The sequence below is a fragment of the Pseudomonas sp. P5_152 genome (assembly GCF_033989915.1).
In the GTDB taxonomy this organism is placed as follows: domain Bacteria; phylum Pseudomonadota; class Gammaproteobacteria; order Pseudomonadales; family Pseudomonadaceae; genus Aquipseudomonas.
Genome location: NZ_JASFAH010000002.1, coordinates 4,511,779 through 4,536,500 on the forward strand (window position 1 = coordinate 4,511,779; position 24,722 = coordinate 4,536,500).

A 24,722-nucleotide genomic window follows, 5' to 3' on the forward strand; every position below is an offset into this window, starting at 1 on the left:
TGGCTTAAACGGCTACCGCGCGAGGCTCGTTACGACGCAGCGCGCGGATCTTGTGCAGGGTATCGGCACAGGTCTTCGCCGCTTCCTGGCCCTTGTGCACAAAGTGCTCGAAGAAGAACTTCTGGTGTTCTTCGCCGGCATGGAAGTGATGGGGCGTCAGGGAGACCGAGAACACCGGCACTTCGGTTTCGAGCTGGACCTGCATCAGGCCACTGACAACCGCTTGGGCGACGAACTCGTGACGGTAGATGCCGCCATCGACCACCAAGGCGGCCGCGACGATGCCGGCATAACGGCCGGACTTGGCCAGCAGCTTGGCGTGCAGCGGGATTTCAAAGGCACCGCCGACTTCAAAAAAGTCGATCTCCGATTCCTGATAGCCCTGGGCGATCATCTCGCTGACGAAGCCCTTACGGCTCTGGTCAACAATATCCTTGTGCCAGCAGGCCTGGATAAACGCTACGCGCTCGCCCTGATGGTTTTTGCTTTTGCTGTCGATTGCGGTGGGTTGCATCTGTTCTGACTCCTGTTTGTGTGAAAAACAGGGCGTTATGAATCGAATGGGATTTAAGGGTACGCAACGGGTAAGCGTGCATTGACTGCACCTCTCCCGTGGACGGCCCTTTGGCGCCAATCCCGTTCTCTCTTCATCCGGACTATGACCGTCGGCCCCGGGATCACACCGGGTCTGCTGACCTTGCCATCATTCACAACCAGCGGCTGCGGTGACACCAAGCGCTCGCGGGCTATGCGCATTGCGCGCAATTACCGCCGGTGGGGAGTTACACCCCGCCCTGAGAACGTTTTGCCGACAGATTGTCTGGCGGCGCAGCGTTTTTAACACATATTTCACAGCTGTGCATTGCTGCTATCTGCTGATTGTCATCGACTTTTTATCGGGCGCCTGCCGCCTTTTCCTGGCGCAAGGGTTGATTATTGCCCGGCATGCCCGCAGTAATTCACACCTGTAAGGGATTCTCCCCTGTCTACCGAGGCCTGATTCATGAGTGTTATCGATCTTCGCAGCGACACCGTCACCCAACCAACCGCAGGGATGCTCGACGCAATGGCCAGGGCGGCCACCGGTGACGATGTCTATGGTGAGGATCCTACGGTCAATCGACTCGAGGCCGAGCTGGCCGGGCGCCTGGGATTTGCCACCGCACTGTTCGTGCCGACGGGCACCATGAGCAACCTGCTGGGCTTGATGGCCCACTGCGAGCGCGGTGAGGAGTACATCGTCGGCCAACAGGCGCACACCTACAAATACGAAGGCGGTGGCGCCGCGGTGCTGGGCTCGATCCAGCCGCAGCCACTGGAGGTCCAGGCTGACGGTTCGCTGGACCTGGCGCAGGTGGCGGCGGCGATCAAGCCGGATGACTTCCACTTCGCCCGTACTCGCCTGCTGGCCCTGGAAAACACCATGCAAGGCAAAGTGCTTCCGCTGGAGTACCTGGCCCAGGCGCGAAGCTTTACCCAGGCGCATGGCTTGCAGTTGCACCTGGATGGCGCGCGGTTGTACAACGCGGCGGTCAAGCTGGGGGTGGATGCACGCAAGATCACCGAGCATTTCGACTCGGTGTCAGTGTGCCTGTCCAAAGGCCTGGGCGCGCCAGTGGGCTCGGTGCTCTGTGGTTCGGTGGAGTTGATCGCCAAGGCGCGGCGATTGCGCAAGATGGTCGGTGGCGGCATGCGCCAGGCCGGCTATCTGGCGGCGGCCGGCCTGTATGCGCTGGATCATCACGTGCAACGCCTGGCCGAGGACCATGCCAACGCCGAGTACCTGGCGCAAGGTCTGCGAGCGGCGGGTTTTGCTGTCGAGCCGGTGCATACCAACATGGTTTACCTGCAGATCGGCGACAAAGCCGACGCAATCAAGGCTTTTGCTGCAGAGCGGGGCGTCAAGCTCAGCGCCGCTGCCCGTTTGCGCATGGTTACCCACATGGATGTCGGTCGGGCCCAGATCGACCAGGTAATCGCGACATTCGTCGAGTTTTGCGCTAAATGATCTTGCAGGCCGTCCAATTGACGGTTTCTATCGTATAAACACGCTGTACCGCGCGCGCAGGGCCGATATAATGCGGCCCTTTGCCGTCGCTTCGTCCGTTGACGAATCGCACAGGCCTTTGGCCGCAGCCTCCGTGGAAGAACCTAATGAAAAGCGCAGAAATCCGTGAAGCCTTCCTTCGCTTCTTCGAAGAGCAAGGCCACACCCGTGTAGCCTCCAGCTCTTTGATTCCGGGCAACGACCCAACCCTGCTGTTCACTAACGCGGGGATGAACCAGTTCAAGGACTGCTTCCTGGGCCAGGAAAAGCGCGCGTATACCCGCGCCACCAGCAGCCAGAAGTGCGTACGCGCCGGCGGCAAGAACAGCGACCTGGAAAACGTCGGTTACACCGCGCGTCACCACACGTTCTTCGAGATGCTGGGTAACTTCAGCTTCGGCGACTATTTCAAGCACGACGCAATTACTTTCGCCTGGACCTTCCTGACCGGTGTCCTGCAACTGCCGAAGGAAAAACTCTGGGTTACCGTCTACGCCTCCGACGATGAAGCGTATGACATCTGGACCCAGCAGATCGGTGTGCCGGTCGAGCGCATGATCCGCATCGGCGACAACAAGGGCGCGCCTTACGCTTCCGACAATTTCTGGACCATGGGCGATACCGGCCCGTGCGGCCCATGCACCGAGATTTTCTACGATCACGGCGACCACATCTGGGGTGGCCCACCGGGTTCGCCGGAAGAAGACGGCGACCGTTACATCGAGATCTGGAACAACGTCTTCATGCAGTTCAACCGCACCGCCGATGGCGTGTTGCATCCGTTGCCAGCGCCGTCGGTGGATACCGGCATGGGCCTGGAGCGGATCAGTGCGGTGATGCAGCACGTCAACTCCAACTATGACATCGACCTGTTCAAGAACCTGCTCAAAGCCTCGGCTGAAGCAATCGGCTGCGAAAATGGCGATCAGTCTTCACTCAAAGTGGTTTCCGATCACATCCGTTCCTGCGGTTTCCTGATTGCCGATGGCGTGCTGCCGTCCAACGAAGGCCGTGGCTACGTGCTGCGCCGGATCATCCGTCGCGCCTGCCGCCACGGTAACAAGCTGGGCGCCACTGGCAGCTTCTTCTACAAGATCGTCGCGGCGCTGGTGGCCGAGATGGGTGAAGCCTTCCCGGAACTCAAGCAGCAGCAGGCCAATATCGAGCGCGTGCTCAAGGCCGAGGAAGAGCAGTTCTCCAAGACCCTGGAGCACGGCCTGAAGATTCTCGAGCAGGACCTGGCCGAACTCAAAGGCACCGTAGTGCCGGGCGACGTGGTGTTCAAGCTGTATGACACCTATGGTTTCCCGATGGACCTGACCGCCGACATCGCCCGCGAGCGCGAGCTGACCATCGACGAAGCCGGTTTCGAGCGCGAAATGGAAGCCCAGCGCGTGCGTGCACGTTCGGCCAGTTCGTTTGGCCTGGACTACAACACCCTGGTCAAAGTCGACGTGGCCACCGAGTTCACCGGCTACACCGATACTCGCGGTTCGGCGAAAATCGTTGCCCTGTACAAGAACGGCCAGTCGGTCGACGTATTGAGCGAAGGCGACGAGGGCGTGATCGTTCTCAACCAGACCCCGTTCTACGCCGAGTCCGGTGGCCAGGTCGGTGACTGCGGTTATCTGCAGGCCGGTACTGCACGTTTCGACGTGCGCGATACCACCAAGACCGGTGGTGCCTTCCTGCACCACGGTGTGCTGGCATCGGGTAGCCTGATCGTTGGTGCGCCGGTTGAGGCCCAGGTGGATGCCGAGGTGCGTCACGCTACTGCGTTGAACCACTCGGCGACCCACTTGCTGCACGCAGCCTTGCGCCAGGTGCTGGGCGAGCACGTCCAGCAGAAGGGTTCGTTGGTCGACAGTCAGCGCCTGCGCTTTGACTTCAGCCACTTCGAAGCCATCAAGCCTGAGCAGATCAAGGCGTTGGAAGAAATCGTCAACGCGCAGATTCGCCAGAACTCGGCGGTAGAGACTGAAGAAACCGACATCGACACCGCCAAGCAAAAAGGCGCCATGGCGCTGTTCGGCGAAAAGTATGGCGACAGTGTGCGCGTGCTGAGCATGGGCGGTGATTTCTCCGTCGAGCTGTGCGGCGGTATCCACGCCAACCGTACTGGCGACATCGGCCTGCTGAAGATCATCAGCGAAGGCGGTGTGGCTTCGGGCGTACGGCGTATCGAGGCAGTGACTGGCGCAGCAGCGCTGGCCTACCTTAACGCGGCAGAAGAGCAACTCAAGGAAGCGGCCAGCCTGGTCAAGGGCAGCCGCGACAACCTGATCGACAAGCTGTCGGCTGTGCTTGAGCGCAACCGTCTGCTGGAAAAGCAACTCGAGCAGTTGCAAGCCAAGGCTGCCAGTGCGGCGGGTGACGACCTGTCGGCCCAGGCCCAGGACGTCAAGGGCGTGAAGGTGCTGGCCGTGCGTCTCGACGGTCAGGATGGCAAGGCGCTGCTGGCGCTGGTCGATCAGTTGAAGAACAAACTCGGCCGCGCAGTGATCCTGCTCGGCAGTGTCCATGAGGAAAAGGTCGTGCTGGTTGCCGGTGTGACCAAAGACCTGACTGGCCAACTCAAAGCCGGTGATTTGATGAAGCAAGCCGCTGCGGCAGTGGGCGGGAAGGGCGGTGGTCGTCCGGACATGGCGCAAGGCGGTGGTATTGACGCTGGCGCACTGGACGCGGCCCTGGCCCTGACCGTACCGTTTGTCGAACAGGGTATTTAAGGCTGTATGCCGGGCCTCTCGTCTAGTGGTGGGTCCGGCTGCTGTTTGAGTGACTAATGGGCGCCCTTCATGGGCAGAGGCGGCTTTGAAATGGCTTTGATCGTACAGAAATTTGGAGGCACCTCGGTCGGCACTGTCGAGAGAATCGAGCAGGTCGCCGACAAGGTTAAGAAATTCCGCGATGCCGGCGATGACCTGGTGGTCGTGCTGTCTGCAATGAGCGGCGAAACCAACCGTCTGATCGATCTGGCCAAGCAAATCAGTGGCGATGAGCAACCGGTTCCGCGTGAACTGGATGTAATTGTCTCCACCGGCGAGCAGGTGACGATTGCATTGCTGGCCATGGCGCTGATCAAGCGCGGCGTGCCAGCGGTGTCGTACACCGGCAACCAGGTGCGGATTCTGACGGACAGCGCGCACAATAAAGCGCGTATCCTGCAGATCGATGACCAGAAGATTCGCGGTGACCTGAAGGCTGGCCGCGTGGTTGTGGTGGCCGGTTTCCAGGGCGTCGACGAGCACGGCAACATCACCACCCTGGGCCGTGGCGGCTCCGACACCACTGGCGTGGCGCTGGCAGCGGCCCTGAAGGCCGATGAATGTCAGATCTATACCGACGTGGACGGGGTGTACACCACCGACCCGCGCGTGGTGTCCGTGGCCCAGCGCCTGGACAAGATCACCTTCGAAGAGATGCTGGAAATGGCCAGCCTCGGTTCCAAGGTGCTGCAGATCCGTGCGGTCGAGTTCGCCGGCAAGTACAACGTCCCGCTGCGCGTACTGCACAGCTTCAAGGAGGGGCCAGGCACCCTCATTACTATTGATGAAGAGGAAACCATGGAACAGCCGATCATTTCCGGCATCGCTTTCAATCGCGATGAAGCCAAGCTGACCATCCGTGGCGTGCCAGACACCCCGGGCGTGGCATTCAAGATTCTCGGCCCGATCAGTGCCGGCAATATCGAAGTCGACATGATCGTGCAGAACGTTGCGCACGATAACACCACCGACTTCACCTTCACCGTGCACCGCAATGACTACCAGGCGGCCCAGACCGTGCTGGAAAACACCGCTCGCGAGATCGGTGCCCGTGAGGTGGTGGGTGACACCAAGATCGCCAAGGTCTCGATCGTCGGCGTTGGCATGCGTTCTCACGCAGGTGTTGCCAGCCGCATGTTCGAAGCCCTGGCCAAGGAAACCATCAATATCCAGATGATCTCCACTTCGGAGATCAAGGTGTCGGTGGTGATCGAAGAGAAGTACCTGGAACTGGCTGTGCGCGCACTGCACACGGCGTTCGAACTGGACGCACCGGCTCGCCAAGGCGAGTGATGTGGTCCCGAGGGGCGCGGTCTGACCGCGCCCTTTATTTTTTGAGTGGCGTGGGCAAGGCTGTTCTTTTGCATGCGCTGGTCAATACTTAAGCGTGTAGAGCTGCGATCGTTCCGGTCGCCGTTCGAGCGCTTTTTTTTTGCAGACTGTTGTCCCTGAACTGAAATGCGTAAGGAGAAAGGTATGCTGATTCTGACTCGTCGGTGTGCAGAAAGCCTGATTATCGGTGATGGCGAAATCACCGTAACCGTGCTCGGCGTCAAAGGAAATCAGGTGCGCATAGGCGTTAACGCACCCAAGGAGGTAGCTGTACACCGTGAGGAAATCTACCTGCGTATAAAGAAAGAGAAGGACGAAGAACCAAGCCATTAATTTTTATCGCTTTTTATGTTTGCAAACGGGGAAAAGGTTGGTTAAGATACGCCCCGTGTTGCGGAGAGCTGGCCGAGTGGCCGAAGGCGCTCCCCTGCTAAGGGAGTACACCTCAAAAGGGTGTCGGGGGTTCGAATCCCCCGTTCTCCGCCATTATTTGTGTAGAGCGTTGTAATCAGGCTTTTTCGGTAAGTGGTTGAAATTACTAGAAAAAGTGCTTGGAAAAAAGATTCGACGAACTATAATGCGCGGCAACAAATGCACTCGTAGCTCAGCTGGATAGAGTACTCGGCTACGAACCGAGCGGTCACAGGTTCGAATCCTGTCGAGTGCACCAATTAAGGGTTGTTTGAAGTGATTCAAGCAACCTTGTTTCAATCAGTTGTGATCTGGTTTAAAAGCACACATTGCACTCGTAGCTCAGCTGGATAGAGTACTCGGCTACGAACCGAGCGGTCACAGGTTCGAATCCTGTCGAGTGCACCATTTAAGGGTTGTTTGCAGTCATGCAGGTAACCTGGCTTCAACCAGTTGTGATCTGGTCTAAAAGTACAATTGCACTCGTAGCTCAGCTGGATAGAGTACTCGGCTACGAACCGAGCGGTCACAGGTTCGAATCCTGTCGAGTGCACCAAACACCAAAAAGCCTGCGTCTAACGCGGGCTTTTTGCTGTCTGGGATTTGGCTTTCTGCCGAACCCGTCTTTGCTCGTCAAATCTGCTCGGCGCGCTTTTTATCTTCTTTGCCTTGATTGCCCGGTCGGCTGCTTGCAGGTGTTCGGCTTCGGGCAGGACTGCCGTGTCGGCGTATACCTCGGTGCTGCTGCCGGGCAGGTAGGTGCGGACTTGCTGCAGGCTCGGATGCTCTCCGGTCTTGCAGGCCGTGCTGGTGAATGTGATGCGACCGTTGGCTGCCTCACAGCGCTGCACAGTCATTACTTGCGCGCTGGCCGCTGGGCAGAGCAGGGTAGTCAGTAACAAACAGCGTATCCGCGATGGCATTCAGCGCCCTCCCTGGCGATCCATTTGAAGGTTAGCCGGACATTTTGCGATGGCCCTGTGTTTTCTTTTCGGGATAAGTCGTCGCACTCTCATGGATCAGGACAGCGCTCAGGTTTGTCGTGCAAGCGCTTGTTTCAGCCGCGATTTTTAACGTTTAAAAGCGTCAGGCGGTGTATCATTGCGCCCGTCAGCCCCGCCGGGGCTTGTGGAATACCTCCATGGACTTACCCAGTAGTTACTCAGTACCCCGTTTTTCCAATCATGAATTGACTGATTGATCCTTCCGGCGTGCCCCGCTGCTGGGAGTGGAGTTCGCCTATGACTGAAGTAGAAGTAAAAAAGACTCAAGAAAGCTTGCAGGACCGCCTTGCTCAAGTCATTGAGCTGCTGCAGCGCCAGCGGGTGGTCGAAGACCTGACTCACCGCCAGGAAGGTCCTCATCACGACCGGGTCGAGAACCTGGTCCACCGGCAGAACCTCGTCGAGCTGCAACGCAAGCTCGATGACCTGCACTCCGCTGACGTTGCCTACATCCTTGAAGCATTGCCGCTGAACGATCGCCTGACGGTCTGGCAGTTGGTCAAGGCCGAGCGTGACGGCGACATCCTGCTTGAAGTGTCTGACTCCGTCCGTGAAACCCTGATCGCCGACATGGACGATCACGAGCTCCTGGCAGCCGCCAAGGAGATGGACGCCGACGAACTTGCTGACCTGGCCCCTGAGCTGCCGCGAGACGTCGTCCATGAGCTGATGGAGACCCTCGATGGCCAGCAGCGTGAGCGCGTGCGCTCCGCGTTGTCCTATGACGAGGAGCAGGTCGGTGCATTGATGGACTTCGAGATGGTGACGATCCGTGAGGACGTCAGCCTCGAGGTGGTCTTGCGCTACCTGCGGCGCCTCAAGGAGCTGCCGGGCCATACCGACAAATTGTTCGTGGTCGACTACGACGGTGTGCTCAAGGGCGTCCTGCCGATCAAGCGCCTGTTGGTCAACGATCCGGACAAGCAGGTCTCGGAAGTCATGGCCAGCGATCCGGTGAGCTTTCACCCGGACGAAGATGCCTATGACGCGGCGCAGGCGTTCGAGCGTTACGACTTGATCTCGGCCCCGGTGGTCGACAAGAACGACAAGCTCATCGGCCGTCTGACCATCGACGAGATGGTCGACCTGATTCGTGAAGAGAGCGAAAACGAAGTCCTCAACATGGCGGGTCTGCGTGAAGAGGAAGATATTTTCGCTTCGGTGTGGAAGTCCCTGCGTAACCGTTGGGCGTGGTTGGCCATCAACCTGATTACCGCCTTCGTTGCCTCGCGGGTGATCGGCCTGTTCGAGGGGTCTATCGAGAAGCTGGTGGCCCTGGCGGCGCTGATGCCGATTGTTGCCGGCATTGGTGGCAACTCCGGTAACCAGACCATCACCATGATCGTGCGCGCCATGGCGCTGGACCAGGTCAGTACCGGCAATACCTCGCGCCTGATGCGCAAGGAGCTGGCCGTGGGCCTGATCAATGGCCTGGTGTGGGGTGGAGTGATTGGCGTAGTGGCCTTCCTGCTGTATGGCAGTTGGTCGCTCGGCGTCGTGATGACGGCCGCCATGACCCTGAACCTGCTGCTGGCGGCGCTGATGGGGGTGCTGATCCCAATGACCCTGGCGCGCGTCGGGCGTGACCCGGCAATGGGTGCAAGCGTGATGATCACGGCCGTAACCGATAGCGGCGGCTTCTTCATCTTCCTTGGCCTCGCCACGATCTTCCTGCTCTAGGCCTGTGCTGCGCGACCTGGCCCAATTGCCGCGTCGCGCATCTGGGATTAATCAAACTGTCTGATGTCGATGGCCTGCGTGCGAATCATCGCGAAGATGCCTGGGCGGACTGTTTCAGGCAAAAAAAAGCCAGCGCGAGGCTGGCTTGAACTTTCGGGGTGTAATCAGGACGGGTTTGCGGCCATTTCAGCGTCATGGGCAATCAACGACACCAGTGCATTTTGCTGGCGGTGGGATAGCTGGCGGAAGCGTTGCAGCAATTCACGTTCGTGCAGCGACAGCTCGGGGCTGTCCAGGCGCATGCTCAACTCTTCGCCCAGCGCGCCTTCCTGAATAAGACTCTGCTCCAGGCGCGCGATGATTTCGGAGTTCATGCTGCGATGATGGTTGCGTGCCACCTCGGCAATGCGTTCACGCATTCCGTCTGGCAGGCGTACGACGAACTTGTCAGCCGTACGGCTGGAATAAATTGCCTGTTTCAATGGGCGCATATATTTAACCGGTTAGTTCAGGGGAGCGGTTCTCGGAATTGGCCGCAGGATGTCTTTAGGACAAGCAAGGCAGCCAAATGTTCAACCTGAATTGATAAGAGGCCCGCATCATGCCTCAAGCAAGCCAGATCCTTGGCGCCAATTCTGTGACAAATATTGAGCCTGAGGCAGGCGTTATGCCAGCACCAATTATCAGAAATGCGGACTGGTTTGAAAACTTAAATCCGCTCCGGGTGCATGGCCTCGCCCTTTTGCCCAGTGGACAGGGGGCTGCGCGTCCTTGTGTGCAAGCCGTGTACGCTTGCACGCCACTCCTCTACGTATACAGCGTAGTGGCAAATGGCCGATTTACTAGGGGTGAATACATCATGAGGGGATATTGCGGGTGAGTGGCAGACTGGTTTATCTCATGGGCCCCTCGGGCTCTGGCAAGGACAGCCTGATCGATGCGGCCCGCGATGCTCTGGCGCAACTCGACTGCGTGGTGGCGCGCCGGGTAATTACCCGCTCGGCAGAGTCAGTCGGGGAGGCTGCCCTGGGGCTCACGCCCCAGGCATTTGCCGAATTGGCGCGTGAGGGCGGTTTTGCCCTGAGTTGGCATGCCAACGGGCTGGATTACGGAATCCCGATGCAGATCGATCAGTGGTTGGCGCAAGGGCTGCATGTGCTGGTCAACGGTTCCAGGGGGCATTTGCCTCTAGCGAAAGAGCGCTACCCGCAGTTATTGCCCATCCTGTTGACGGTGGATGCCGATGTCCTGCGTGAGCGCCTTCAGCGCAGGGGGCGTGAAAGCAGCGAAGAGATCGAGGCCAGGTTGGCGCGTAATGCCTTGTTTGCCCGTGGTACGGCGGAGAACGAGTCCGGCGGTATTTTCCTGCTGGATAATTCCGCCGAGTTGTCGACAACCCTGGCTCGCTTGCTGGCGTTGCTTGGCAATGAAGGTATCGTGGAAAAACCCCGTTCGGCGTGAGCGGGCCATTGCCTACACTTAATAAGCCGTACAGACGACATGACAAACGCGGGGCTGCCCGTTAACATGCTCGCCGTCCATCGCGCCGCAGCTCCTTGCGGCCGGTCTGTGTCTCAGTAGCTCAATTGGATAGAGCATCCCCCTCCTAAGGGGAAGGTTGGCAGTTCGAACCTGCCCTGGGACACCATATAATTCAAGGCCTTCAGCAGTTTACGATTTCTCCGCTTAACTCTCATGGGTGCAGGGTGGGTGCAATTGGAGTGCTTCGGGCAACAAAAAAGCCTCGCTCAGGTTGTCAACTGGCGGGGCTTTTTCATAACCGTTACGTCAAATCAGGGAGAGGTCGTATGGATGCGCTGATGGTTTTCGCTCTGACCACAATCACTTCTGCAGGAGCTAGCGCTCTTCTTTTGGCGGCCCTTGGATGGTTCTTCAGGACTTGGATAGGCGAACGCTTTAAAGCGAGCGTTAAGCACGAATATGACGATCGATTAGAGCGTCTAAAGAGCGAGCTCAAGGCGCAGAGCGATGCAGATCTTGCCGCTCTGAAATCTGAAGTAGATCGACAGGCGGAAAAACTCAAAATTGCCGCGCTTTCCTTTTCTGATGTCCAAAAAGCGACGATCCCACGAAAGATTGAGGCAGTTGATCACTTGTGGGAGGCTGTCCGCCAAGCTAGACAGCATATTCCTGGAGGGGTCTATCTGAGCGACGTCTTGACGGATGATGAGCTGGCGGATATGCGGAAGACCCCGCAACTCCTGGAGCTCCGTCGGCTTCTAGTGCGCATTCAGCCAATGGAGATATCACCTCTTTTGTTCGGTGATGCCGATAAGGTACGGCCTCACGTGGGGGAGTACGTCTGGGCGCTTTACTCCACATACCACGCCATAGTTGCAAGGTGCATTTTTATCCTCTCGGGAGAAAAAAATGAAGATCGTAGGTGGTATCGGGACGAAGCAGTTCAGAGGTTGATTGCATCAGCCTTTGGCGAAGAGAAGCGCAAGATTTTCCTGGGTCTTCGCTTTAGCCGTTTCGATTGGTTGCGCCAAGAGTTTGAAAGGGCGCTTTTTACTGCCTTTGACAAACTGCTTACTGGCAAGGTTTTTAGCGAAGCAGCATTGCGTCAAGCGCAGGAAATGGAACGGCAGATCGCAAGCGCGAAAATTGAGCAGCTTTTGACTAGCTCCCCAACTCCCTAATCCGGAGGACGGTAGTGGTTGAGCAGTTTGCGTGTCTCGCTGTCGCCCGGATGCCTAGGCCGGCACCTAGTAATTCTTTGACCCGTTTGTGCAGACTTTCGTCGACCGGTCTCCCTTGGTACTTGCCGGCGGCTTTGGCCTTTTCGATGCCCTGAGCCTGGCGCTCCCGGCGCTGTTCGTAATCTTTGCGAGCAATGGCAGCCATCATTTCCACCAGCATCGAGTTGATGGCGCCCAGCATCCGCCCGGTGAACTCGTCGCCTTTGGTGTCCTGCATTCCTTGATGGCTGGTCGGCAGGTCAAGCGCGACGATACGCAACCCCTTTGAATCGATAGCGGACTTGAGCTTGTGCCAATCCTCAACAGGAAGGCGTGAGAGGCGGTCTATTGACTCTACCAGTAGGACATCTCCCTTCCGCGCATCCTTGAGAAGGCGCAGCAGCTCAGGACGATCTACAGAGGCGCCGCTAGCGTTCTCTAGGTACACGCTCGCGATCACCTTGTTGTGGTCGGTGGCGAATTGCTCGAGCGATACCCGGGCGCGGCTGGCGTCCTGCTCTTCGGTCGATGCTCGGAGGTATGCGCGGATGAACATGATGTGCGTTCCGTATCAGTTAGGGTGTCCTACTAATACTGTTGCACTATGAGTGTCACTTATCAAGCGGAATGCGCAAATAAACACGAATTTGCGCGTATCAGCTTAGGCATACTCTAATATGGATGGCTAAATACCATCGCGTCGGCTGTCGGACAGTGCATAATTCAAGAGGTCTACCTGAGCGGCTCGTGCCCAGGAGACGGACACGGCTAAAGACCATAGACAAGCAAGGAAGCAAGAATGAGTTATTTGCATCTTCATTTTGAAGGAGAAATTACCCGTAATCATACGGTGAGTCTTCGAACATTAGGGCAAAGCCTGCACCATCTCCAAGGCGCAGTGAACCGTGCACATCTGGACGTGAGATATGGTGAGGTTTGGAAAAACGCTCGCTTGTCGGCTGAGGACTACGCTGAGACAGAATTGTGGTCTAGTGCGCCACGCGATGGTGGATACATTATTGAATTCTTCCAAAGCAGCCCGCGCCTAGAAAAAACCTTGAAGAGAATTGTTAGCGCTATGACTCCCGCTATGGAGAAGTCTCGGGCGCAAGCAATGACTAACGCAAAATCTTTAGCGGAGCAATCAGCACTTAGGGAGCAGCAAGTAAAGCTAGGGATTATAGACCCAGAAAGCTATGAGAACTATATGCCTACTGCCTCCCAGCACCCTTATGGTGACCGTGCGATCAATAAAGAAATTGATCAGCTTGTAAGTGTTGTTAGGCACCGTAATGCTGGGCAAAGCACTATAGAGCTAATTGTTGGTTCCGATACTCCGCAGTCGTTTAAGTTTAATAGGGTCTCTAGCGAAAATTTCCACTCTTTGGTTTCAAGGCGAAACTTGGGAGATCCGCTTTTATATTCCGTAAAGGTCACCGAGCTTGATTCAACAAACAAGACTGCGAAGGTGATAAATATCGTTACGGAAAGGACGGTGAAGCTGCAGTATAAGAGTGATGTTGAGTTTGAAATGATTAAGCGATATCTGGGGGTTGACGTACCGATGAATTTCATAGGGAGTCCCGTCTATGAAGGTGGGGCATATGATGTTAAGGGTGGTGACGTTTTCTTCATAGGTCTTACCTAATGGATAAATTATTAGAGTACTGCAAGGCGCGGTATGATGAGGAGCTCGGCTTCAAATTCAGTCTGTCAAACATATTTAGCTGGGTGTTTTTCGTTGTCTGTATTCATGTTTACTATGATGGTGAAAGTCATAATGTGGTGCAGGGTTTAGCTGCTTTGAAAGTTAAGTCTTTGATGGACTTTACTGATGGAGTCATTCCAGCGCTGAGTATTTTGCAGGTTTTGTATTCGATTGGGTTTGTGATTTCTGTTATCTGGATATCTCGTAAGCTTTCTGAGGGTCTCTTCTATTTTTTTACTCTGAAAGAGGATTTTGCGGGCCTGATATTGGATATGACTCTATTGTTTCATGAGAGTAAAAGTGACGATGCTAGGCGGCGTGCGCTAGGGCTAGGTGCAAAAGTAGAAATTGAGCGTAATCAAAAAAGAATTAGAAGAACTAGGTCTGTTGCTGAACTGTTTTTGGTGATTGGGCTCGCTGTAGTTGTTGTATTGCCATTTGGTTGGGTGAATTCTTTTGTGGCGTTAGTTGGTTTCTGTGTTTTTTTAGTGGTTATCTGGTCATCATTCCACTTCTTTGTGTCGGACTTGCTCCCTTACTACGTCGCACTGAAGTACTCCGCAGGCGAGCTTACTGAAATTCGAGAGAGTTATTCTGCGTCCTTGCAGAACTAAGGTAAAACCCAATGGCGTGAGTCATGCATCACGCGTAATTTTACCTTCTCAAGCTTGGTCTTCGGCGTAGATGGCGGCACTGATGATTGCCCCACCCCACCGACGCTTGCCGATGCAAAGCGGGACAGGGTTGCCAGATGCTGTGGTGTTTCGAGCTGCGCCAAATGCATACGATGGCGTGTTCTCTGGCGCTGCGCTGGTCTTGAGACTGCCGGCCTGGGGGCTGAGCATTTGTATGACGCCACCGGCAACCATACCCACTCCAGATGCAAACAGGGCCGCTGATACTGGAGGTGTCCAGAACGTGAGGAATGACGCTGCTATAAGCAGCGCGCCGACGACCGTTTGCAAAACTCCAGCGCGCTTACTACCAACGATCACAGGCGCGATGATGATGTCGCCTTGGCCTTGGTAGGTGAGCTCGCTCTCAGCGATGTTTTTCTTGCCTCGAAAAACAGCGAACACGAGCCCGCGAGACTTCGCATTAGAAAGAAACCGTTCAAACCCTGGGATCTGCACTGACAGTGCTTTGATGGCTTCGGCCGGCGTTCGGACGCAGAACTGGTAGGACTTACCGAACTGCCGTAACTGCCCATACAGTTTGATGGTGGTGAGCGGGGCGTATTCGATTGCTGTAGCGGCCATGGGGCCTCCTATGGCTTGGTGGATGGGGCGGGCAGCCCAAGACGAATGGCGAGTACTGCACGCGACATATGCGCTTGGTCGATGGTCAGTTGTTCCTGGCGCGGGTCGTAGTTCCACACCCGGTTGTAGATCGTCTCGCTTGCCCTGGCGCCGCGAAATGTCCCCCGCATCAGGTCTGCCGAAACCCTGGCCTCTTCCTCGGTGAAGTAGGGGCCGTCGATGGTCACTTGCTGGCCATTGCGGACGTGTTGAACCTCCCACACCAAATAGCCAGCGTCAGGCCCCTGTATCAGCTCGTGGGGTTTGAACTTCTGCGTGCTGCACGCTTCGGTAAAGCGTTCTTGAAAGGTCATGTCTTCTTACTCAAAGAATCAGCCGGCTGATCGGTGCTACCAACACTTGCGTAGCGCACTGATGGTCAGTTAGGCCGCTTCGGATTGATCAGGGGTCGCTTTTGCAGAGGTGCGAGTGGGCATTTTCGCCAGCCATTCGCGAAGTGCTTCGGAGCCCTCACAGCCCGATCGCCACTTCTCAAATCGGCCGGTGTACCCATTCGAATTGGCAACCATGCCGCTCAGTGCGACACCGGCATTGGAGGCGGTGGCCAGCACGTCATCGTAGATCGCTAGCATCTGCTTGAGCCCTTCGATGTCTTCGGCGCGGGACGCGGCAATACCTGCGCGCGAAAGGCTGTCAGCCGCCTCTGGCGATAGTCCAGATAGCATTGGGTTTGCCCTGAGTACCGCTTCTACAACGTCGGGATGGCTGCCTGCCCGAGCCTCAGCGACTAGTCTCTGGCGCTCTTCGGGCTTGAGGCCACGCACGATGGCTCGTAGCTCCTGATCAGCCAGGAAACCAACAACATCTGAGCTTGCGCGAGGCGTGACCGGTGCGAAGCCGCTGGCCACTGTTTGGGCCAGCGTGAGCATATCTTTTGCCGCCTTTTCCATCGCCGGCATCAGGGCTGGGACGATTCCATCAATCTGCTCCTTGCCCTTGCGCTCAATGGCAGCGGCGTTGAGGTCCTTATTCCCGCGAATCGAGAGGATTTCCTCTCCGAGGTCCTTGAACGTCTCCAGCGACAAACCCTGCAGATGGCGAACAGACTTCAGCAGGCCACCGGCCTGCCAGGTGCCTTTGGTGCCGTCGGGGCGCTGAATATTGAATGTTCGGGCCTCTACCTGGGAGTGCTCGTATTCGGAGTAATGGAGGTTGGCCAAGCCAACTTTGAGGACGGATCGTTTGCCGATTTTCATTGAGTTACCTTTTGATTGTCTGGCCGTGGTTCGGCCGGCTTTGGTCTGAGGCTTCGCTCAGGATCTGGAGTAGGGAAGCGCTCTCCGGGGAGTCGCCGCCGGTTGCTGCTGCGTGCAACTCGTCCATAAGGGCGCTGATCTCTCGCACGTCACGATTGAACTGAGTGAGACCGGATTGCTGGCGCAGCTTGGCCATCTGGCTACGGATGTTCATGGCGGGCCTCAATGATCAGTTGGTACTGTTCTGCGACGTGAGTTTTGATGTCTTGCCCGTCAGCCAAGGGCGGAAAGATCCAGGCGCAAGCGCTTGGGAATGGCCGCATATCCATCACACCCACTGGAGCGGGACGGCGGAGGCTTTCAATTGCGCGGACGTGGAGAATGAACGCCTCTGCCAGATTGGCCGCGTCATAGCTGTTCATGGTGCGCAGTGGGAAGTGCATCACCGTTTGCACGCCCAGGACGGGATAGTTGAACGAATGGCCCACTGTTTTGGGGTAATCCATCTCCTCCTCAACCGCGTCAACGCTGCAGTCCACTACCGTCAACATAACGAGCACTGTCTCTTCGTCTTCGGCGCCGATCTTTTCTGCTATTCGTTTGAGCTCGGCGCGCATCCACTTAATGCTCATTGCCGCATTCCCTCCATCTGTTCGCGGAGTTCTTCAACGGCCTTCTGTAGCTCGGCAACTTCGATTACACGGGCAACAGCGCCTAGACCTTCGATCAATGCTTTGCCCTGGTCGGGCGGTAGCTCGCCGGCGGCAACTGCGCGAAGGATTGATTTGGCTGCGCTGGGTAGGTCGGTGTCGTCGAGTTCGAAGCACACTGTCTCGGCAGTTGGCTTGATTGGCGGTACCAGGCGTTCAAGGATCAGGCGGCAAGCCTGCATATCGCCCTTCTTGGCCGCTGTCAGAACCTTCTTTGTCACGGCGTCTGCACCTTCCGCGAGTCGGGCGCGCAGCTCCTGCGTTTGGCCAGAACGGCCACCTGGATTACCTGACTGCCCCGGCTTCCATTTGCCGGCTTTATCGCGATCAGTCATGCGGTGGGCGGTTCCATAGCGATGACCGGTTTGTTTTCAGCGAGCGCTATCAGCAGGGCGGATGCTTGAACGCTTCCGTCTGCTGCGGCTTCGCGAAGGCGTCCCCAGGCGGCAGCAACTTCAGAGCGAGTTGGTTTGTGCTGGCGTCCTCGGGCGGGCTTAGCTGTGTTCATAGATGTGGCCTCGAATGGGGTTTTGAGTGGCTCAAAAACTCACATTAGGCATGATCTGATCATTTATCCAGTGCTTTTTAGGTGCACCTTAGGTGGTACACGTGAGTGGACGCAACCGGACTGAAATAGTTGGTTTTGAGGGGATCGAGGAGGGGATTTTTGTTGCAGTAAGTCGGTGCTAGGCAAAGTGATACACAGCCGGGTTTTCGGCTCAGTCCGGCCTCAGATTGAGGATGGCGCGGGGAAGGCTGACCTAACGTTTCGGTATGTCAGGTTCCGCGCCACGTTTTGCGAGATGTGAAAACGTGGCGCGGGTTTGATGCATCCGGGTTTGGATGCATCCTCAGCCAGCGGTTTAAACCCATACTCCTATCAGGTGTTCCGATTGGGCTTTGCGTGGACTGTCGAAAATGATGCCTTTTTTGGACAAGTAGCGATCCTGGGCTAACGTCATGGCCACAGGCCAGATAGCCGGCCTGCTCACGAACTACCGAACAAAGGAAAGCTAATGGAGCGCTATAGGAACTTAGGAGGAGACTCAAATGTGGCCGCATTTGAGATAGGGAATGGTTCTATCACTGTCGAGTTTAACGACCGTTCGCAGTACCTCTATACCAATGAAAGCGCTGGGTCGGGGTCTATTGCAGAAATGCACCGGCTGGCTAGGGCTGGCCAAGGGTTGAACAGCTACATTGGGCGGGTGGTCAAGAAAGGCTATGCGAGAAAAATTCGCTAAGAGGCAGATGCGGCACGATTTCGCATTTTGAAGGCGTGCCCTAGTTTAAGTGGGCCAAGATCACCTTGATCTGAAGGTGTTGCTGTAATCGCAACACCTGTTCCAGCCTGCTGTCAGGCGGAACGGGGCCAAGCAGACCATATGCTCCGAGTCGGCTCCTTTGGTCTGTCTAGCAATAATCGAAACTACCAGAGTTGGCAGTTTGGTCAGGTGTCAGAAAATCCCTCGGATATGAGGGGTTCTCCATCGCGTTGATTCCTACACAGTGTGTTGCTTTCCAAACTCTGAGACTTTTCAGCACGCTCAGTGAGATCAAAAAGAAACTCTCTATGGAGTCATTACTGCCGGAAGTCTGTTTTAAGTCCAGCAGGTTAGGTTGCAGAGTCCTACAAGTCTCGTGCGCTTTATATGGCTTTTGGATCGGGAGGGGCGATAGTATGTAGATCAGATTTAGGTTGTTTTTTTTGTCGTGCAAGTTTTTCTGAATTGAAGTTATGGCCGTAATGGCATTTATATTCGATCTTAATTGCGACGGTGGATAAGTAGAGTTTTGCTAGCTTTCTAGCTTCAGTAATACTTGGTCCGCGAAATCTGATTAGTATTAGAAGCTTTTCCTCTCCTTTATCTAAAGCGTCACCTTTTTTTAAAAAATTTGCACCGCATCGAGTGTTTCCTTCGGCTTTTAACTGAACGCGGGCGTGTTTTTGAATGGTTTCAAGCAAAGCGCCACGTTGAACACTACCGCCTTCACCAATAGCGATTGAAAAATTTTCAAGTAAGGCAGGCCCCAATCCAGAGTTTTTCACTTTTATTGAGAGTGTGTAGAAACCTTCTAGTTCAGTACTTGAAAAATTATGGTTTATAGTTAGGTGCGGCTTCACCAAAAGTCGGTTGTGTTTCCTAGTTGCGTAGGATTGATAGAATGCGACCCCGAAACCCAAAACAGCCACTACCAATGTCAGGGTTGTGCCAAGTGGTAGCCCCCACCCTAAATTAACTGAGAGCCCAAATAGTGAACCGATTAGAAAAGCTAAGAGAATAGTCAATGCTATATTGGTTTTTGATAAGTGTTGCATTCAACGTGTCTACCTGAAATGACCCCGGCGGGTGGCGTATGGCTATCATTTTAGTCAGAGCCGATGCCCTTAGCAAATTTCGTTTTGCTAGGTTGCAGGGGGGAATTCAGACTTCCCCGTAAACTCGCCATAAGCGCCAAGCGTGTTCAGATTTGAGTACGCCTAGAAGTGGAGATCAGTGAAGGGTTGTTGCAAGGAAGCGCTCCACATCATCAATCATGCCCCTCACGTCTGCGGCCGTGAACTCCTCAGGCTTACCATGGGCGGCACTGTTGCGGATTGCAGCCAACGCGGTGATCCGCTTTTTCTGACTTGCGTTGTATGCGGAGGCCTTGGCCAGGTCATCGTTCATTTTGTTGAGGCTACCGTGCTCTAGCTCATGGGTAGTACACAGATCGCGCAAAGTGGTTTCGAGTACAACTCCAGCAATAACTGCCGCCGCTGTTGCGTAACCCGACTTGATGAGCTCTTCCGCTTGCTCAAGCTCGCTTGTGAATACTTCGGCTTGCACCAGGTTTCGAAGCGAATTTAGATAACCCCCTTCGAAATCTTCTTTTGTCGCAAGAAAGACCGCCCTCATACGTCTTAGGCGGCTAGCAGTTGATTCCAGTCCCTGATGCTTTTCTGCGTCTATGTACATCTGTAGTTGGCTAGATGCTCCTGCGCCAAGTCGCTCGAAAAGGGATTTTACCTTTACGCCCCAGTTCAGAAGCGCTTCGGAATCAAGGTCCTCATAGTTGGTGCCATTGTAAGAATTGTATCGAGTGACGATGCTGGATTGCAGATCCTGTAGTTGTCCATCGAGCTCGACAAAGCGCTTCGCGAATAGTGCCGTCATTGAAATTATACCGCTCCATGTGTGATGGCCGATCTTGGCGCTCGAGGGATGATTCGGCAATGCTCAATCTTCACTCAATCAGCATCCTGCAATCATTTTGTACTTTACCCTTGCGTCAGTACTAACGTTGTGCGAGTATGCTATCCACGTTAGTACAAACGAGGCGCCATATGACCGAAGACAGCAAGCCGGCACCCAGGACCAGCAACGAGCGCCAGAGGGATCTCAAAGCGCGCAGGATTGCCGAAGGGTACAAGCACACCACGGTGTGGATACACACAGAGACGGAGCAAGAGGGCAAGCAGGCAGCACGCGATGGGCAGCCACTCAAGCCGATGGAGTCGAAAGACCCTCTGAGCTGGGCGGCAGGCTGGATCAGCGAGAAGGGTAAGCAGTAAAAGGCGGGATTATCCCGCATTTCAATCGGCTGAAAATTTAGCTTATTGATCGGTGGTCCAGAAGTGGGCCATCTCAGAAGAGGTGCCAAGCCGCTGCGCTAACAGCGACCTGGCGATCACACGACGACCGTACGAGGGACACGTCATGCAACACTACCAAAATACCAGTAACACCCCGAAAGACCAAGATAAGCCCCCCCAAAGCGGCCTAAGCAGGGAGTTGAGCAAGGAATACTGCGTACGTCTGCTCAAGGTCGCAATGCGCTACAGCGACGACCTGGAGCTCTCTGGGCTGATAAGCGCAGTCGAGGCTCACGTCAGCACCATGACTCGCCAACGCTTCAATCCCGGGCTGAACGATGCGAGCTATGACGTCTTCCGCAAGTTCTGCCTGAAAGGGGGTGTGCAATGAACCTGCAACCCTATGTAGCTCAAGGCGAGGTGCTGGGCCAGGCCGTGCTCACCGCCGAACAAATGTGCTCAATGAATTTCGCCAGGGAGGAATGCAGGAAACTGGAGAAAATCCTGCTCACGTTCGTAATCCCGGCTATGGGCGGCTACGACAATGAACTGGCCTGCGATATCGCGCGGCACCTTGAGCAAATCACCATTTTCAGTGGCAATTTCTGCTGGCGGCATCGTCACTTGGGCGCTTCCTATGGCGTGGTTGGCAAGCGTGCCGAGATCGACAAGGGGTGCGGCCAATGAGCGGATCATTCGAAAGCCATATTGCGCTGAAAGGGTTGGATGGCGAACAACTCGCCGAGCTTGCACTTCTCGGTATTCGCTACAGAGCGCTCGGCGCTGCAACGATCGACTTCAGCGATCCATCGCGGCTCGACGTGTACTGGACTGGCAAGCGAATGGTCGAGAAGGCGGTCAAGGACGCTGTGAAGGCCAGGAGGGGCGACCCACTAGCGGATACCAAATGTGGGATTGCACAGGGGCACTTAGCAGCTCTGCTCAATTGCAGCGTCATCGACAATGAGACCTACATGACGCAGTACAGGCTGTTGCTAAACCGCACCCGATAACAAAGTTTCGTAGTAACCAAGGCACTACCCCGTTACAGGGTGGTGCCTTTTGCTGTGAACGATCACTAAGACTTAGCGAGCAATCCTATTTTCAACGGCTGGTATGGTAGATATCTATAAGGGTGTATTGATTCGATACAGGATGATTTGATTTAGTGGTACTGAATCAATACACGATAGATTGGTTTCTAAACACAACCGGACGGAATGGTACTGCTGGTTTTCCTATGCGTATTGATTCGATACCGCTCTGTGTATTGATTCGATACCGGATCAAATCGAATCTGTCAGGTCTCGGACCGTTCTCAGTGGTGTCCGCGTGGGAGAGATTTCGAGTTCTTTGCCTGGGCAGTCATCTATCGAGTACCAAGACAGCGCATAGAGGGCGCACCGAGAGCCGTGCCGGGAGAAAACGCTGCTTCGGGTTTGGATGATCCACCCCCCACTCAAGAGGTCGGTAAGCGCCTTTTGCAAGATGTTGGGAGAGCTGACCCCCCAGTCTTTTGCCATCGTCCTTGTGGCTGACAGATCACCGTTGTTGTTCCCGTTGTACTGCATGTGCAATTCCATCAGCACCCCTCTGGCGGTGAAGCTCAGCGCGCGATAGGGGGCCGACTGCCCCATCTGCCACAACATCATGGCAAAAGGTTTGGCCTTAGGTTTGAACCCCTTTCTTTTTATAGCCATACGGCCGCTCACAAGCGCAAGCGGCCCCTCGATTTGAGGAGTCGCCTGCTGGTCGGTGGGTTACGAGGCTTCGCGCATCAGAATGTATTTCGCGACGCGGTGAGGGGGGCGGCCTGGCTCAGTGGACTGATGCGTCCAGTAAGTGCGGATCTCATGCCCCTTTTTTCTGAGGCGGCGGATCGTGTTTGGTGGCTGGACGATATCCAGATCCTTTGCCGCTTCGATGGTCGATACCGGGCCATTTCGAAGGGCCTCCATCATCTTGCGGTCTTGCTCTGTCGAAGAATGGCGTGTCATAGTTTGGCCTTCACGTTGGTGCTATCCAGTGTGTTTTCGTTAGGGCGGTGCTCGAACACCGCCTTAACGCTCTCTCTATCATTCAGTTCTCTTGGTTGAATCCCTTCCAGTCCTGTTTCCAGGGGCATCATGCTAGTCACCGGGCACCTTCCTTCGCTGCCCGCTCGATCCAAACCTTAAGTTCGGCCATCAGGATCAAGCGACGCCGGCCAATCTTGAAGCTTTTGATTTCTCCCTTAGCGATCAACTCATAAACACCCGATCGCGAATATCCGACGATCCGAGCAGCGTCTTCGACGCTAACGGACAAGGCTGCTGGTTGTCCTGCTGCAAGCATTTTGGCTCTCCTCCGGCCATTGGAATTGGTTGGCCGTGGGTCGATCCTAGTTGCATAGAATACTGTACGTCAACTGATGCTATATCATTTGTATGAACGTATGGACTCACTCGGACGTACGGATTAGGATTGTCGCTCGATTTATGGCTCGGAGATTCTGAAATGGCCAAGAACAAACCTAACCAAGGATCGCGGAAGACCGAAACACTGACCCTCCGGTTAGACCCAAAGGTCAAGTTCACGATTGATGTCATTTCTCGGGTAAAACGGCAGTCAATCACTGGGGTGGTAGAGGCTGCAGTTGAGGCGTTGGTTTTCGATCTTGATGTTCCATTTCATGATGGCGGGAACACAGAGAGCTGGTCGGTTGCTAATGCCGTAACAGAGGTGTGGTCGACGGATGAAAGTGAGCGCTTTGTGAATCTCTGCTATCACCTGCCTAATCTGCTCACATACGAGGAGCAACGCATCTGGGAAACCATCAAGGCGTCTCCAGTGTTCCACGATAAAGGAGCTGCAAAAATTGGCACGCATTGGCAGATAGAGGGAGTGGGCCAGTTGGATCGGTCGTATATCAGGACGTTCTGGGGCGACCTTTTAGAGCACGTGGAGGAAAACAAAGAAAGCCGCACCATCGTGCCCTTTGAACCGCCTATCTAAATCAGTTCTACCGCGGCGGCTTTGGTCCCTGGTGCCAAATGGGCATAGCGCAGTGTCATCTTGATATCGGCGTGCCCCAGAAGGTCTCGCACCGTGTTGAGCGGCACTCCAGCCATCACGAGGCGTGACGCGAAGTCGTGGCGCATATCGTGCCAACGGAAGCCCTCGATCTTGGCTCGCTCAAGTAGCTTGAGCCAGGCGCTTTTCACATCCTCTAGGCGGCCACCTTCCTGACTCGGGAACACGTAGCGAGAGTTGCCGGCCTGCTTCTTCCAGCCCTCCAGCACACCGATCGTTTCCTTGTTCATTGGGATATGCCGCGTGTCACTCGTTTTGGTGGTGGTGCCGGCGGCGGTGATCGTCTTCGTTTGGAAGTTCACCGCTGACCATTTCAGTTCGAACAGTTCGCCGCGTCTCATGCCGGTATTCAGTGACACCAGCACCATGGGCTTTAAGTGATCGGTGAAGGGCACTTGTAGCAAGCACGGCATCAACTCCTTGCCGCGGTCTGCCCGCCACTTGTTCGCAGACTCACGTTCAGCCCGCGTTTCGTCCTGGCGTGCATCCAGTGCTTCTCGAAGGCGTTTGGTTTCCTCGGCATCCAGATAGCGGACCAGCCCCATGGAGTCAACCTTGAGGGCTTTGAGCCTCTCCATCGGGTGGGCGTCGATGTACTCCCACTCAACGGCCCTACTGAACACGCCGCTGATGGAGCCCATTTTACGGTTGACCGTCGAGGGTTTGTTGCCCAACTGCATCCATCCCGTGCGGATCTGGTCTAGGTCGCGGCCGGCGATCACGTCGAGACGCTGGGGCATGATCGCTTCGAAGTTGTTGTTGAGCGTGTGCAGGGTTTTCTCATGCCCTTTATGGTGCGTCTTGAACCAGGGCATATAGGTGTCGTCGATGAAATCGCGCAAGGAGGGTAGGGTAGCGCCTCTTCGTCCTTGGGTAACGGCTAGCGGTTCCCCTAGCGTTCTTGCCTCTGCAAGATATTGAGTAGCCTCTGTTCGCGCTTGCTCCAACGTCAGTATGCCAATACGACCTAATGTCTTCTTGCGGCCCCTGGCCCAGGTCACTACATAGGATTTGGCGCCGGCGGCAGTGACGCGCACGAACAGACCGCCGACGGTGGTATCGTGGACCTCATATTCGTGGCCGGTTATCTGCAGGGACGCCAGCAGCTTGGCGGTGAGCTTCTCTTTCAATTTGTTCCCATGGGTGCATGGTGGGTGCAAAAAGAACTATACGGAGTCGTTTTCACGGACACAACCGGA

29 protein-coding genes, 5 tRNA genes and 1 riboswitch are annotated in these 24,722 nt (G+C 55.5%); of the genes, 19 read left to right on the plus strand and 15 right to left on the minus strand.

The genetic code is table 11. The features are described from left to right. Nucleotides 1-4 precede the first annotated feature (4 nt). Nucleotides 5-514, minus strand: a complete 510-nt coding sequence (locus tag QMK50_RS20360; RefSeq protein ID WP_095171559.1) for a 6,7-dimethyl-8-ribityllumazine synthase — start codon at nucleotides 512-514, stop codon at nucleotides 5-7. A gap of 120 nt (nucleotides 515-634) precedes the next feature. After that, nucleotides 635-806, minus strand: a riboswitch (FMN riboswitch). A gap of 197 nt (nucleotides 807-1,003) precedes the next feature. Here QMK50_RS20360 and ltaE point away from each other — a divergent pair. The 8 genes from ltaE to QMK50_RS20400 all read left to right on the plus strand — a co-directional run bounded on the left by ltaE (nucleotide 1,004) and on the right by QMK50_RS20400 (nucleotide 7,111). Further along, nucleotides 1,004-2,008: a low-specificity L-threonine aldolase gene (gene ltaE / locus QMK50_RS20365; RefSeq protein ID WP_320333814.1), complete on the plus strand. Its 1,005-nt coding sequence runs from the start codon at nucleotides 1,004-1,006 to the stop codon at nucleotides 2,006-2,008. A 146-nt stretch (nucleotides 2,009-2,154) separates the two neighbouring features. Then, nucleotides 2,155-4,773 carry an alanine--tRNA ligase gene (gene alaS, locus QMK50_RS20370; protein WP_159994215.1) on the plus strand — a complete coding sequence of 873 codons (2,619 nt, stop codon included), beginning with the start codon at nucleotides 2,155-2,157 and terminating at the stop codon, nucleotides 4,771-4,773. A 90-nt stretch (nucleotides 4,774-4,863) separates the two neighbouring features. Further along, nucleotides 4,864-6,105, plus strand: coding sequence for an aspartate kinase (locus QMK50_RS20375; protein ID WP_095171563.1), 1,242 nt, complete (start codon nucleotides 4,864-4,866; stop codon nucleotides 6,103-6,105). 183 nt (nucleotides 6,106-6,288) lie between these two features. Beyond that, nucleotides 6,289-6,477 carry a carbon storage regulator CsrA gene (gene csrA / locus QMK50_RS20380; RefSeq protein ID WP_002554426.1) on the plus strand — a complete coding sequence of 63 codons (189 nt, stop codon included), beginning with the start codon at nucleotides 6,289-6,291 and terminating at the stop codon, nucleotides 6,475-6,477. 62 nt (nucleotides 6,478-6,539) lie between these two features. Continuing rightward, nucleotides 6,540-6,630: transfer RNA gene (locus tag QMK50_RS20385), tRNA-Ser, on the plus strand. A 107-nt stretch (nucleotides 6,631-6,737) separates the two neighbouring features. Then, a tRNA-Arg gene (locus QMK50_RS20390) sits at nucleotides 6,738-6,814 on the plus strand. 72 nt (nucleotides 6,815-6,886) lie between these two features. Further along, nucleotides 6,887-6,963, plus strand: a tRNA-Arg gene (locus QMK50_RS20395). A gap of 71 nt (nucleotides 6,964-7,034) precedes the next feature. Next, nucleotides 7,035-7,111, plus strand: a tRNA-Arg gene (locus QMK50_RS20400). A 19-nt stretch (nucleotides 7,112-7,130) separates the two neighbouring features. Here QMK50_RS20400 and QMK50_RS20405 read toward each other — a convergent pair. Next, nucleotides 7,131-7,412: a hypothetical protein gene (locus QMK50_RS20405; protein WP_320333815.1), complete on the minus strand. Its 282-nt coding sequence runs from the start codon at nucleotides 7,410-7,412 to the stop codon at nucleotides 7,131-7,133. Nucleotides 7,413-7,796: 384 nt separating this feature from the next. On the opposite strand from QMK50_RS20405, the gene mgtE reads away from it, so the two are divergent. Further along, entirely contained in the window at nucleotides 7,797-9,239 is a 1,443-nt protein-coding gene (gene mgtE, locus QMK50_RS20410) for a magnesium transporter (RefSeq protein ID WP_095171567.1), read from the plus strand. Nucleotides 9,240-9,403: 164 nt separating this feature from the next. On the opposite strand, the gene QMK50_RS20415 is transcribed toward mgtE, so the two are convergent. Continuing rightward, complete coding sequence (locus tag QMK50_RS20415; protein WP_095171568.1) at nucleotides 9,404-9,730, minus strand: Arc family DNA-binding protein; 327 nt, start codon at nucleotides 9,728-9,730, stop codon at nucleotides 9,404-9,406. 385 nt (nucleotides 9,731-10,115) lie between these two features. Between QMK50_RS20415 and phnN the strand changes: the two genes are divergently transcribed. The 3 genes from phnN (at nucleotide 10,116) to QMK50_RS20430 (ending at nucleotide 11,902) form a co-directional block, all read left to right on the plus strand. Continuing rightward, nucleotides 10,116-10,700, plus strand: a complete 585-nt coding sequence (gene phnN, locus QMK50_RS20420; protein ID WP_320333816.1) for a phosphonate metabolism protein/1,5-bisphosphokinase (PRPP-forming) PhnN — start codon at nucleotides 10,116-10,118, stop codon at nucleotides 10,698-10,700. Nucleotides 10,701-10,810: 110 nt separating this feature from the next. Then, nucleotides 10,811-10,887: transfer RNA gene (locus tag QMK50_RS20425), tRNA-Arg, on the plus strand. A gap of 160 nt (nucleotides 10,888-11,047) precedes the next feature. Then, nucleotides 11,048-11,902, plus strand: a complete 855-nt coding sequence (locus QMK50_RS20430; protein ID WP_320333817.1) for a hypothetical protein — start codon at nucleotides 11,048-11,050, stop codon at nucleotides 11,900-11,902. Here the strand turns inward: QMK50_RS20430 and QMK50_RS20435 are convergent. Further along, nucleotides 11,883-12,497, minus strand: coding sequence for a recombinase family protein (locus QMK50_RS20435; RefSeq protein ID WP_320333818.1), 615 nt, complete (start codon nucleotides 12,495-12,497; stop codon nucleotides 11,883-11,885). The genes QMK50_RS20430 and QMK50_RS20435 overlap by 20 nt on opposite strands. A 243-nt stretch (nucleotides 12,498-12,740) precedes the next feature. Between QMK50_RS20435 and QMK50_RS20440 the strand changes: the two genes are divergently transcribed. Next, nucleotides 12,741-13,589, plus strand: a complete 849-nt coding sequence (locus QMK50_RS20440; RefSeq protein ID WP_320333819.1) for a hypothetical protein — start codon at nucleotides 12,741-12,743, stop codon at nucleotides 13,587-13,589. Then, nucleotides 13,589-14,263: a hypothetical protein gene (locus tag QMK50_RS20445; RefSeq protein ID WP_320333820.1), complete on the plus strand. Its 675-nt coding sequence runs from the start codon at nucleotides 13,589-13,591 to the stop codon at nucleotides 14,261-14,263. The genes QMK50_RS20440 and QMK50_RS20445 overlap by 1 nt, the downstream gene beginning before the upstream one ends. Nucleotides 14,264-14,311: 48 nt before the next feature. On the opposite strand, the gene QMK50_RS20450 is transcribed toward QMK50_RS20445, so the two are convergent. From QMK50_RS20450 to QMK50_RS20485, 8 genes are all read right to left on the minus strand, one after another. Further along, on the minus strand, nucleotides 14,312-14,908 hold the full coding sequence (locus QMK50_RS20450) for a tail assembly protein (protein ID WP_320333821.1): 597 nt from the start codon (nucleotides 14,906-14,908) through the stop codon (nucleotides 14,312-14,314). Nucleotides 14,909-14,916: 8 nt separating this feature from the next. Next, nucleotides 14,917-15,261 carry a hypothetical protein gene (locus QMK50_RS20455; protein ID WP_320333822.1) on the minus strand — a complete coding sequence of 115 codons (345 nt, stop codon included), beginning with the start codon at nucleotides 15,259-15,261 and terminating at the stop codon, nucleotides 14,917-14,919. A 69-nt stretch (nucleotides 15,262-15,330) separates the two neighbouring features. Beyond that, complete coding sequence (locus tag QMK50_RS20460; RefSeq protein WP_320333823.1) at nucleotides 15,331-16,164, minus strand: hypothetical protein; 834 nt, start codon at nucleotides 16,162-16,164, stop codon at nucleotides 15,331-15,333. Nucleotides 16,165-16,168: 4 nt separating this feature from the next. Next, on the minus strand, nucleotides 16,169-16,378 hold the full coding sequence (locus tag QMK50_RS20465; protein WP_320333824.1) for a hypothetical protein: 210 nt from the start codon (nucleotides 16,376-16,378) through the stop codon (nucleotides 16,169-16,171). Further along, entirely contained in the window at nucleotides 16,365-16,796 is a 432-nt protein-coding gene (locus QMK50_RS20470; protein ID WP_320333825.1) for a hypothetical protein, read from the minus strand. Before QMK50_RS20470 ends, QMK50_RS20465 begins: the two co-directional genes overlap by 14 nt. Next, complete coding sequence (locus QMK50_RS20475; protein WP_017138405.1) at nucleotides 16,793-17,209, minus strand: DUF5681 domain-containing protein; 417 nt, start codon at nucleotides 17,207-17,209, stop codon at nucleotides 16,793-16,795. The genes QMK50_RS20470 and QMK50_RS20475 overlap by 4 nt, the downstream gene beginning before the upstream one ends. A gap of 1,313 nt (nucleotides 17,210-18,522) precedes the next feature. Continuing rightward, the gene (locus tag QMK50_RS20480) at nucleotides 18,523-19,194 is read right to left on the minus strand and encodes a hypothetical protein (RefSeq protein WP_320333826.1); all 672 of its coding nucleotides are present in this window, start codon (nucleotides 19,192-19,194) and stop codon (nucleotides 18,523-18,525) included. Between the two features lie 175 nt (nucleotides 19,195-19,369). Beyond that, on the minus strand, nucleotides 19,370-20,032 hold the full coding sequence (locus QMK50_RS20485; RefSeq protein WP_320333827.1) for a DUF4145 domain-containing protein: 663 nt from the start codon (nucleotides 20,030-20,032) through the stop codon (nucleotides 19,370-19,372). A gap of 170 nt (nucleotides 20,033-20,202) precedes the next feature. Here QMK50_RS20485 and QMK50_RS20490 point away from each other — a divergent pair, with 170 nt between their 5' ends. From QMK50_RS20490 to QMK50_RS20505, 4 genes are all read left to right on the plus strand, one after another. After that, complete coding sequence (locus QMK50_RS20490; RefSeq protein ID WP_320333828.1) at nucleotides 20,203-20,430, plus strand: hypothetical protein; 228 nt, start codon at nucleotides 20,203-20,205, stop codon at nucleotides 20,428-20,430. 145 nt (nucleotides 20,431-20,575) lie between these two features. After that, entirely contained in the window at nucleotides 20,576-20,842 is a 267-nt protein-coding gene (locus QMK50_RS20495; RefSeq protein WP_320333829.1) for a hypothetical protein, read from the plus strand. After that, complete coding sequence (locus tag QMK50_RS20500; protein ID WP_320333830.1) at nucleotides 20,839-21,138, plus strand: hypothetical protein; 300 nt, start codon at nucleotides 20,839-20,841, stop codon at nucleotides 21,136-21,138. The genes QMK50_RS20495 and QMK50_RS20500 overlap by 4 nt, the downstream gene beginning before the upstream one ends. Then, nucleotides 21,135-21,464: a hypothetical protein gene (locus QMK50_RS20505; RefSeq protein WP_320333831.1), complete on the plus strand. Its 330-nt coding sequence runs from the start codon at nucleotides 21,135-21,137 to the stop codon at nucleotides 21,462-21,464. The genes QMK50_RS20500 and QMK50_RS20505 overlap by 4 nt, the downstream gene beginning before the upstream one ends. A gap of 747 nt (nucleotides 21,465-22,211) precedes the next feature. Here QMK50_RS20505 and QMK50_RS20510 read toward each other — a convergent pair. Both QMK50_RS20510 and QMK50_RS20515 read right to left on the minus strand, forming a co-directional pair. Then, on the minus strand, nucleotides 22,212-22,448 hold the full coding sequence (locus tag QMK50_RS20510; protein ID WP_026067396.1) for a helix-turn-helix domain-containing protein: 237 nt from the start codon (nucleotides 22,446-22,448) through the stop codon (nucleotides 22,212-22,214). Nucleotides 22,449-22,584: 136 nt separating this feature from the next. Continuing rightward, nucleotides 22,585-22,785 carry a helix-turn-helix domain-containing protein gene (locus tag QMK50_RS20515; RefSeq protein WP_320333832.1) on the minus strand — a complete coding sequence of 67 codons (201 nt, stop codon included), beginning with the start codon at nucleotides 22,783-22,785 and terminating at the stop codon, nucleotides 22,585-22,587. A 162-nt stretch (nucleotides 22,786-22,947) separates the two neighbouring features. Here QMK50_RS20515 and QMK50_RS20520 point away from each other — a divergent pair, with 162 nt between their 5' ends. Continuing rightward, nucleotides 22,948-23,445 (plus strand): hypothetical protein, encoded by a 498-nt coding sequence (locus tag QMK50_RS20520; RefSeq protein ID WP_320333833.1) that lies wholly within the window; start codon nucleotides 22,948-22,950, stop codon nucleotides 23,443-23,445. Here QMK50_RS20520 and QMK50_RS20525 read toward each other — a convergent pair. After that, nucleotides 23,442-24,653, minus strand: coding sequence for a site-specific integrase (locus QMK50_RS20525; protein WP_320333834.1), 1,212 nt, complete (start codon nucleotides 24,651-24,653; stop codon nucleotides 23,442-23,444). The genes QMK50_RS20520 and QMK50_RS20525 overlap by 4 nt on opposite strands. Nucleotides 24,654-24,722: the final 69 nt, after the last annotated feature.

What these genes read in the sequence shown, in the direction of transcription:
- csrA (WP_002554426.1), top strand. Translation starts at nt 6,289, where the DNA reads ATGCTGATTCTGACTCGTCGGTGTGCAGAAAGCCTGATTATCGGTGAT.
- alaS (WP_159994215.1), top strand. Translation starts at nt 2,155, where the DNA reads ATGAAAAGCGCAGAAATCCGTGAAGCCTTCCTTCGCTTCTTCGAAGAG.
- QMK50_RS20505 (WP_320333831.1), top strand. Translation starts at nt 21,135, where the DNA reads ATGAGCGGATCATTCGAAAGCCATATTGCGCTGAAAGGGTTGGATGGC.
- QMK50_RS20440 (WP_320333819.1), top strand. Translation starts at nt 12,741, where the DNA reads ATGAGTTATTTGCATCTTCATTTTGAAGGAGAAATTACCCGTAATCAT.
- QMK50_RS20435 (WP_320333818.1), bottom strand. Translation starts at nt 12,497, where the DNA reads ATGTTCATCCGCGCATACCTCCGAGCATCGACCGAAGAGCAGGACGCC.
- QMK50_RS20520 (WP_320333833.1), top strand. Translation starts at nt 22,948, where the DNA reads ATGGCCAAGAACAAACCTAACCAAGGATCGCGGAAGACCGAAACACTG.
- mgtE (WP_095171567.1), top strand. Translation starts at nt 7,797, where the DNA reads ATGACTGAAGTAGAAGTAAAAAAGACTCAAGAAAGCTTGCAGGACCGC.
- QMK50_RS20475 (WP_017138405.1), bottom strand. Translation starts at nt 17,209, where the DNA reads ATGACTGATCGCGATAAAGCCGGCAAATGGAAGCCGGGGCAGTCAGGT.
- QMK50_RS20450 (WP_320333821.1), bottom strand. Translation starts at nt 14,908, where the DNA reads ATGGCCGCTACAGCAATCGAATACGCCCCGCTCACCACCATCAAACTG.
- QMK50_RS20480 (WP_320333826.1), bottom strand. Translation starts at nt 19,194, where the DNA reads ATGCAACACTTATCAAAAACCAATATAGCATTGACTATTCTCTTAGCT.
- QMK50_RS20500 (WP_320333830.1), top strand. Translation starts at nt 20,839, where the DNA reads ATGAACCTGCAACCCTATGTAGCTCAAGGCGAGGTGCTGGGCCAGGCC.
- ltaE (WP_320333814.1), top strand. Translation starts at nt 1,004, where the DNA reads ATGAGTGTTATCGATCTTCGCAGCGACACCGTCACCCAACCAACCGCA.
- QMK50_RS20465 (WP_320333824.1), bottom strand. Translation starts at nt 16,378, where the DNA reads ATGAACATCCGTAGCCAGATGGCCAAGCTGCGCCAGCAATCCGGTCTC.
- QMK50_RS20460 (WP_320333823.1), bottom strand. Translation starts at nt 16,164, where the DNA reads ATGAAAATCGGCAAACGATCCGTCCTCAAAGTTGGCTTGGCCAACCTC.
- QMK50_RS20405 (WP_320333815.1), bottom strand. Translation starts at nt 7,412, where the DNA reads ATGACTGTGCAGCGCTGTGAGGCAGCCAACGGTCGCATCACATTCACC.
- QMK50_RS20455 (WP_320333822.1), bottom strand. Translation starts at nt 15,261, where the DNA reads ATGACCTTTCAAGAACGCTTTACCGAAGCGTGCAGCACGCAGAAGTTC.
- QMK50_RS20360 (WP_095171559.1), bottom strand. Translation starts at nt 514, where the DNA reads ATGCAACCCACCGCAATCGACAGCAAAAGCAAAAACCATCAGGGCGAG.
- QMK50_RS20415 (WP_095171568.1), bottom strand. Translation starts at nt 9,730, where the DNA reads ATGCGCCCATTGAAACAGGCAATTTATTCCAGCCGTACGGCTGACAAG.
- QMK50_RS20430 (WP_320333817.1), top strand. Translation starts at nt 11,048, where the DNA reads ATGGATGCGCTGATGGTTTTCGCTCTGACCACAATCACTTCTGCAGGA.
- QMK50_RS20495 (WP_320333829.1), top strand. Translation starts at nt 20,576, where the DNA reads ATGCAACACTACCAAAATACCAGTAACACCCCGAAAGACCAAGATAAG.
- QMK50_RS20485 (WP_320333827.1), bottom strand. Translation starts at nt 20,032, where the DNA reads ATGACGGCACTATTCGCGAAGCGCTTTGTCGAGCTCGATGGACAACTA.
- QMK50_RS20515 (WP_320333832.1), bottom strand. Translation starts at nt 22,785, where the DNA reads ATGCTTGCAGCAGGACAACCAGCAGCCTTGTCCGTTAGCGTCGAAGAC.
- QMK50_RS20510 (WP_026067396.1), bottom strand. Translation starts at nt 22,448, where the DNA reads ATGACACGCCATTCTTCGACAGAGCAAGACCGCAAGATGATGGAGGCC.
- QMK50_RS20375 (WP_095171563.1), top strand. Translation starts at nt 4,864, where the DNA reads ATGGCTTTGATCGTACAGAAATTTGGAGGCACCTCGGTCGGCACTGTC.
- QMK50_RS20445 (WP_320333820.1), top strand. Translation starts at nt 13,589, where the DNA reads ATGGATAAATTATTAGAGTACTGCAAGGCGCGGTATGATGAGGAGCTC.
- QMK50_RS20490 (WP_320333828.1), top strand. Translation starts at nt 20,203, where the DNA reads ATGACCGAAGACAGCAAGCCGGCACCCAGGACCAGCAACGAGCGCCAG.
- QMK50_RS20470 (WP_320333825.1), bottom strand. Translation starts at nt 16,796, where the DNA reads ATGAGCATTAAGTGGATGCGCGCCGAGCTCAAACGAATAGCAGAAAAG.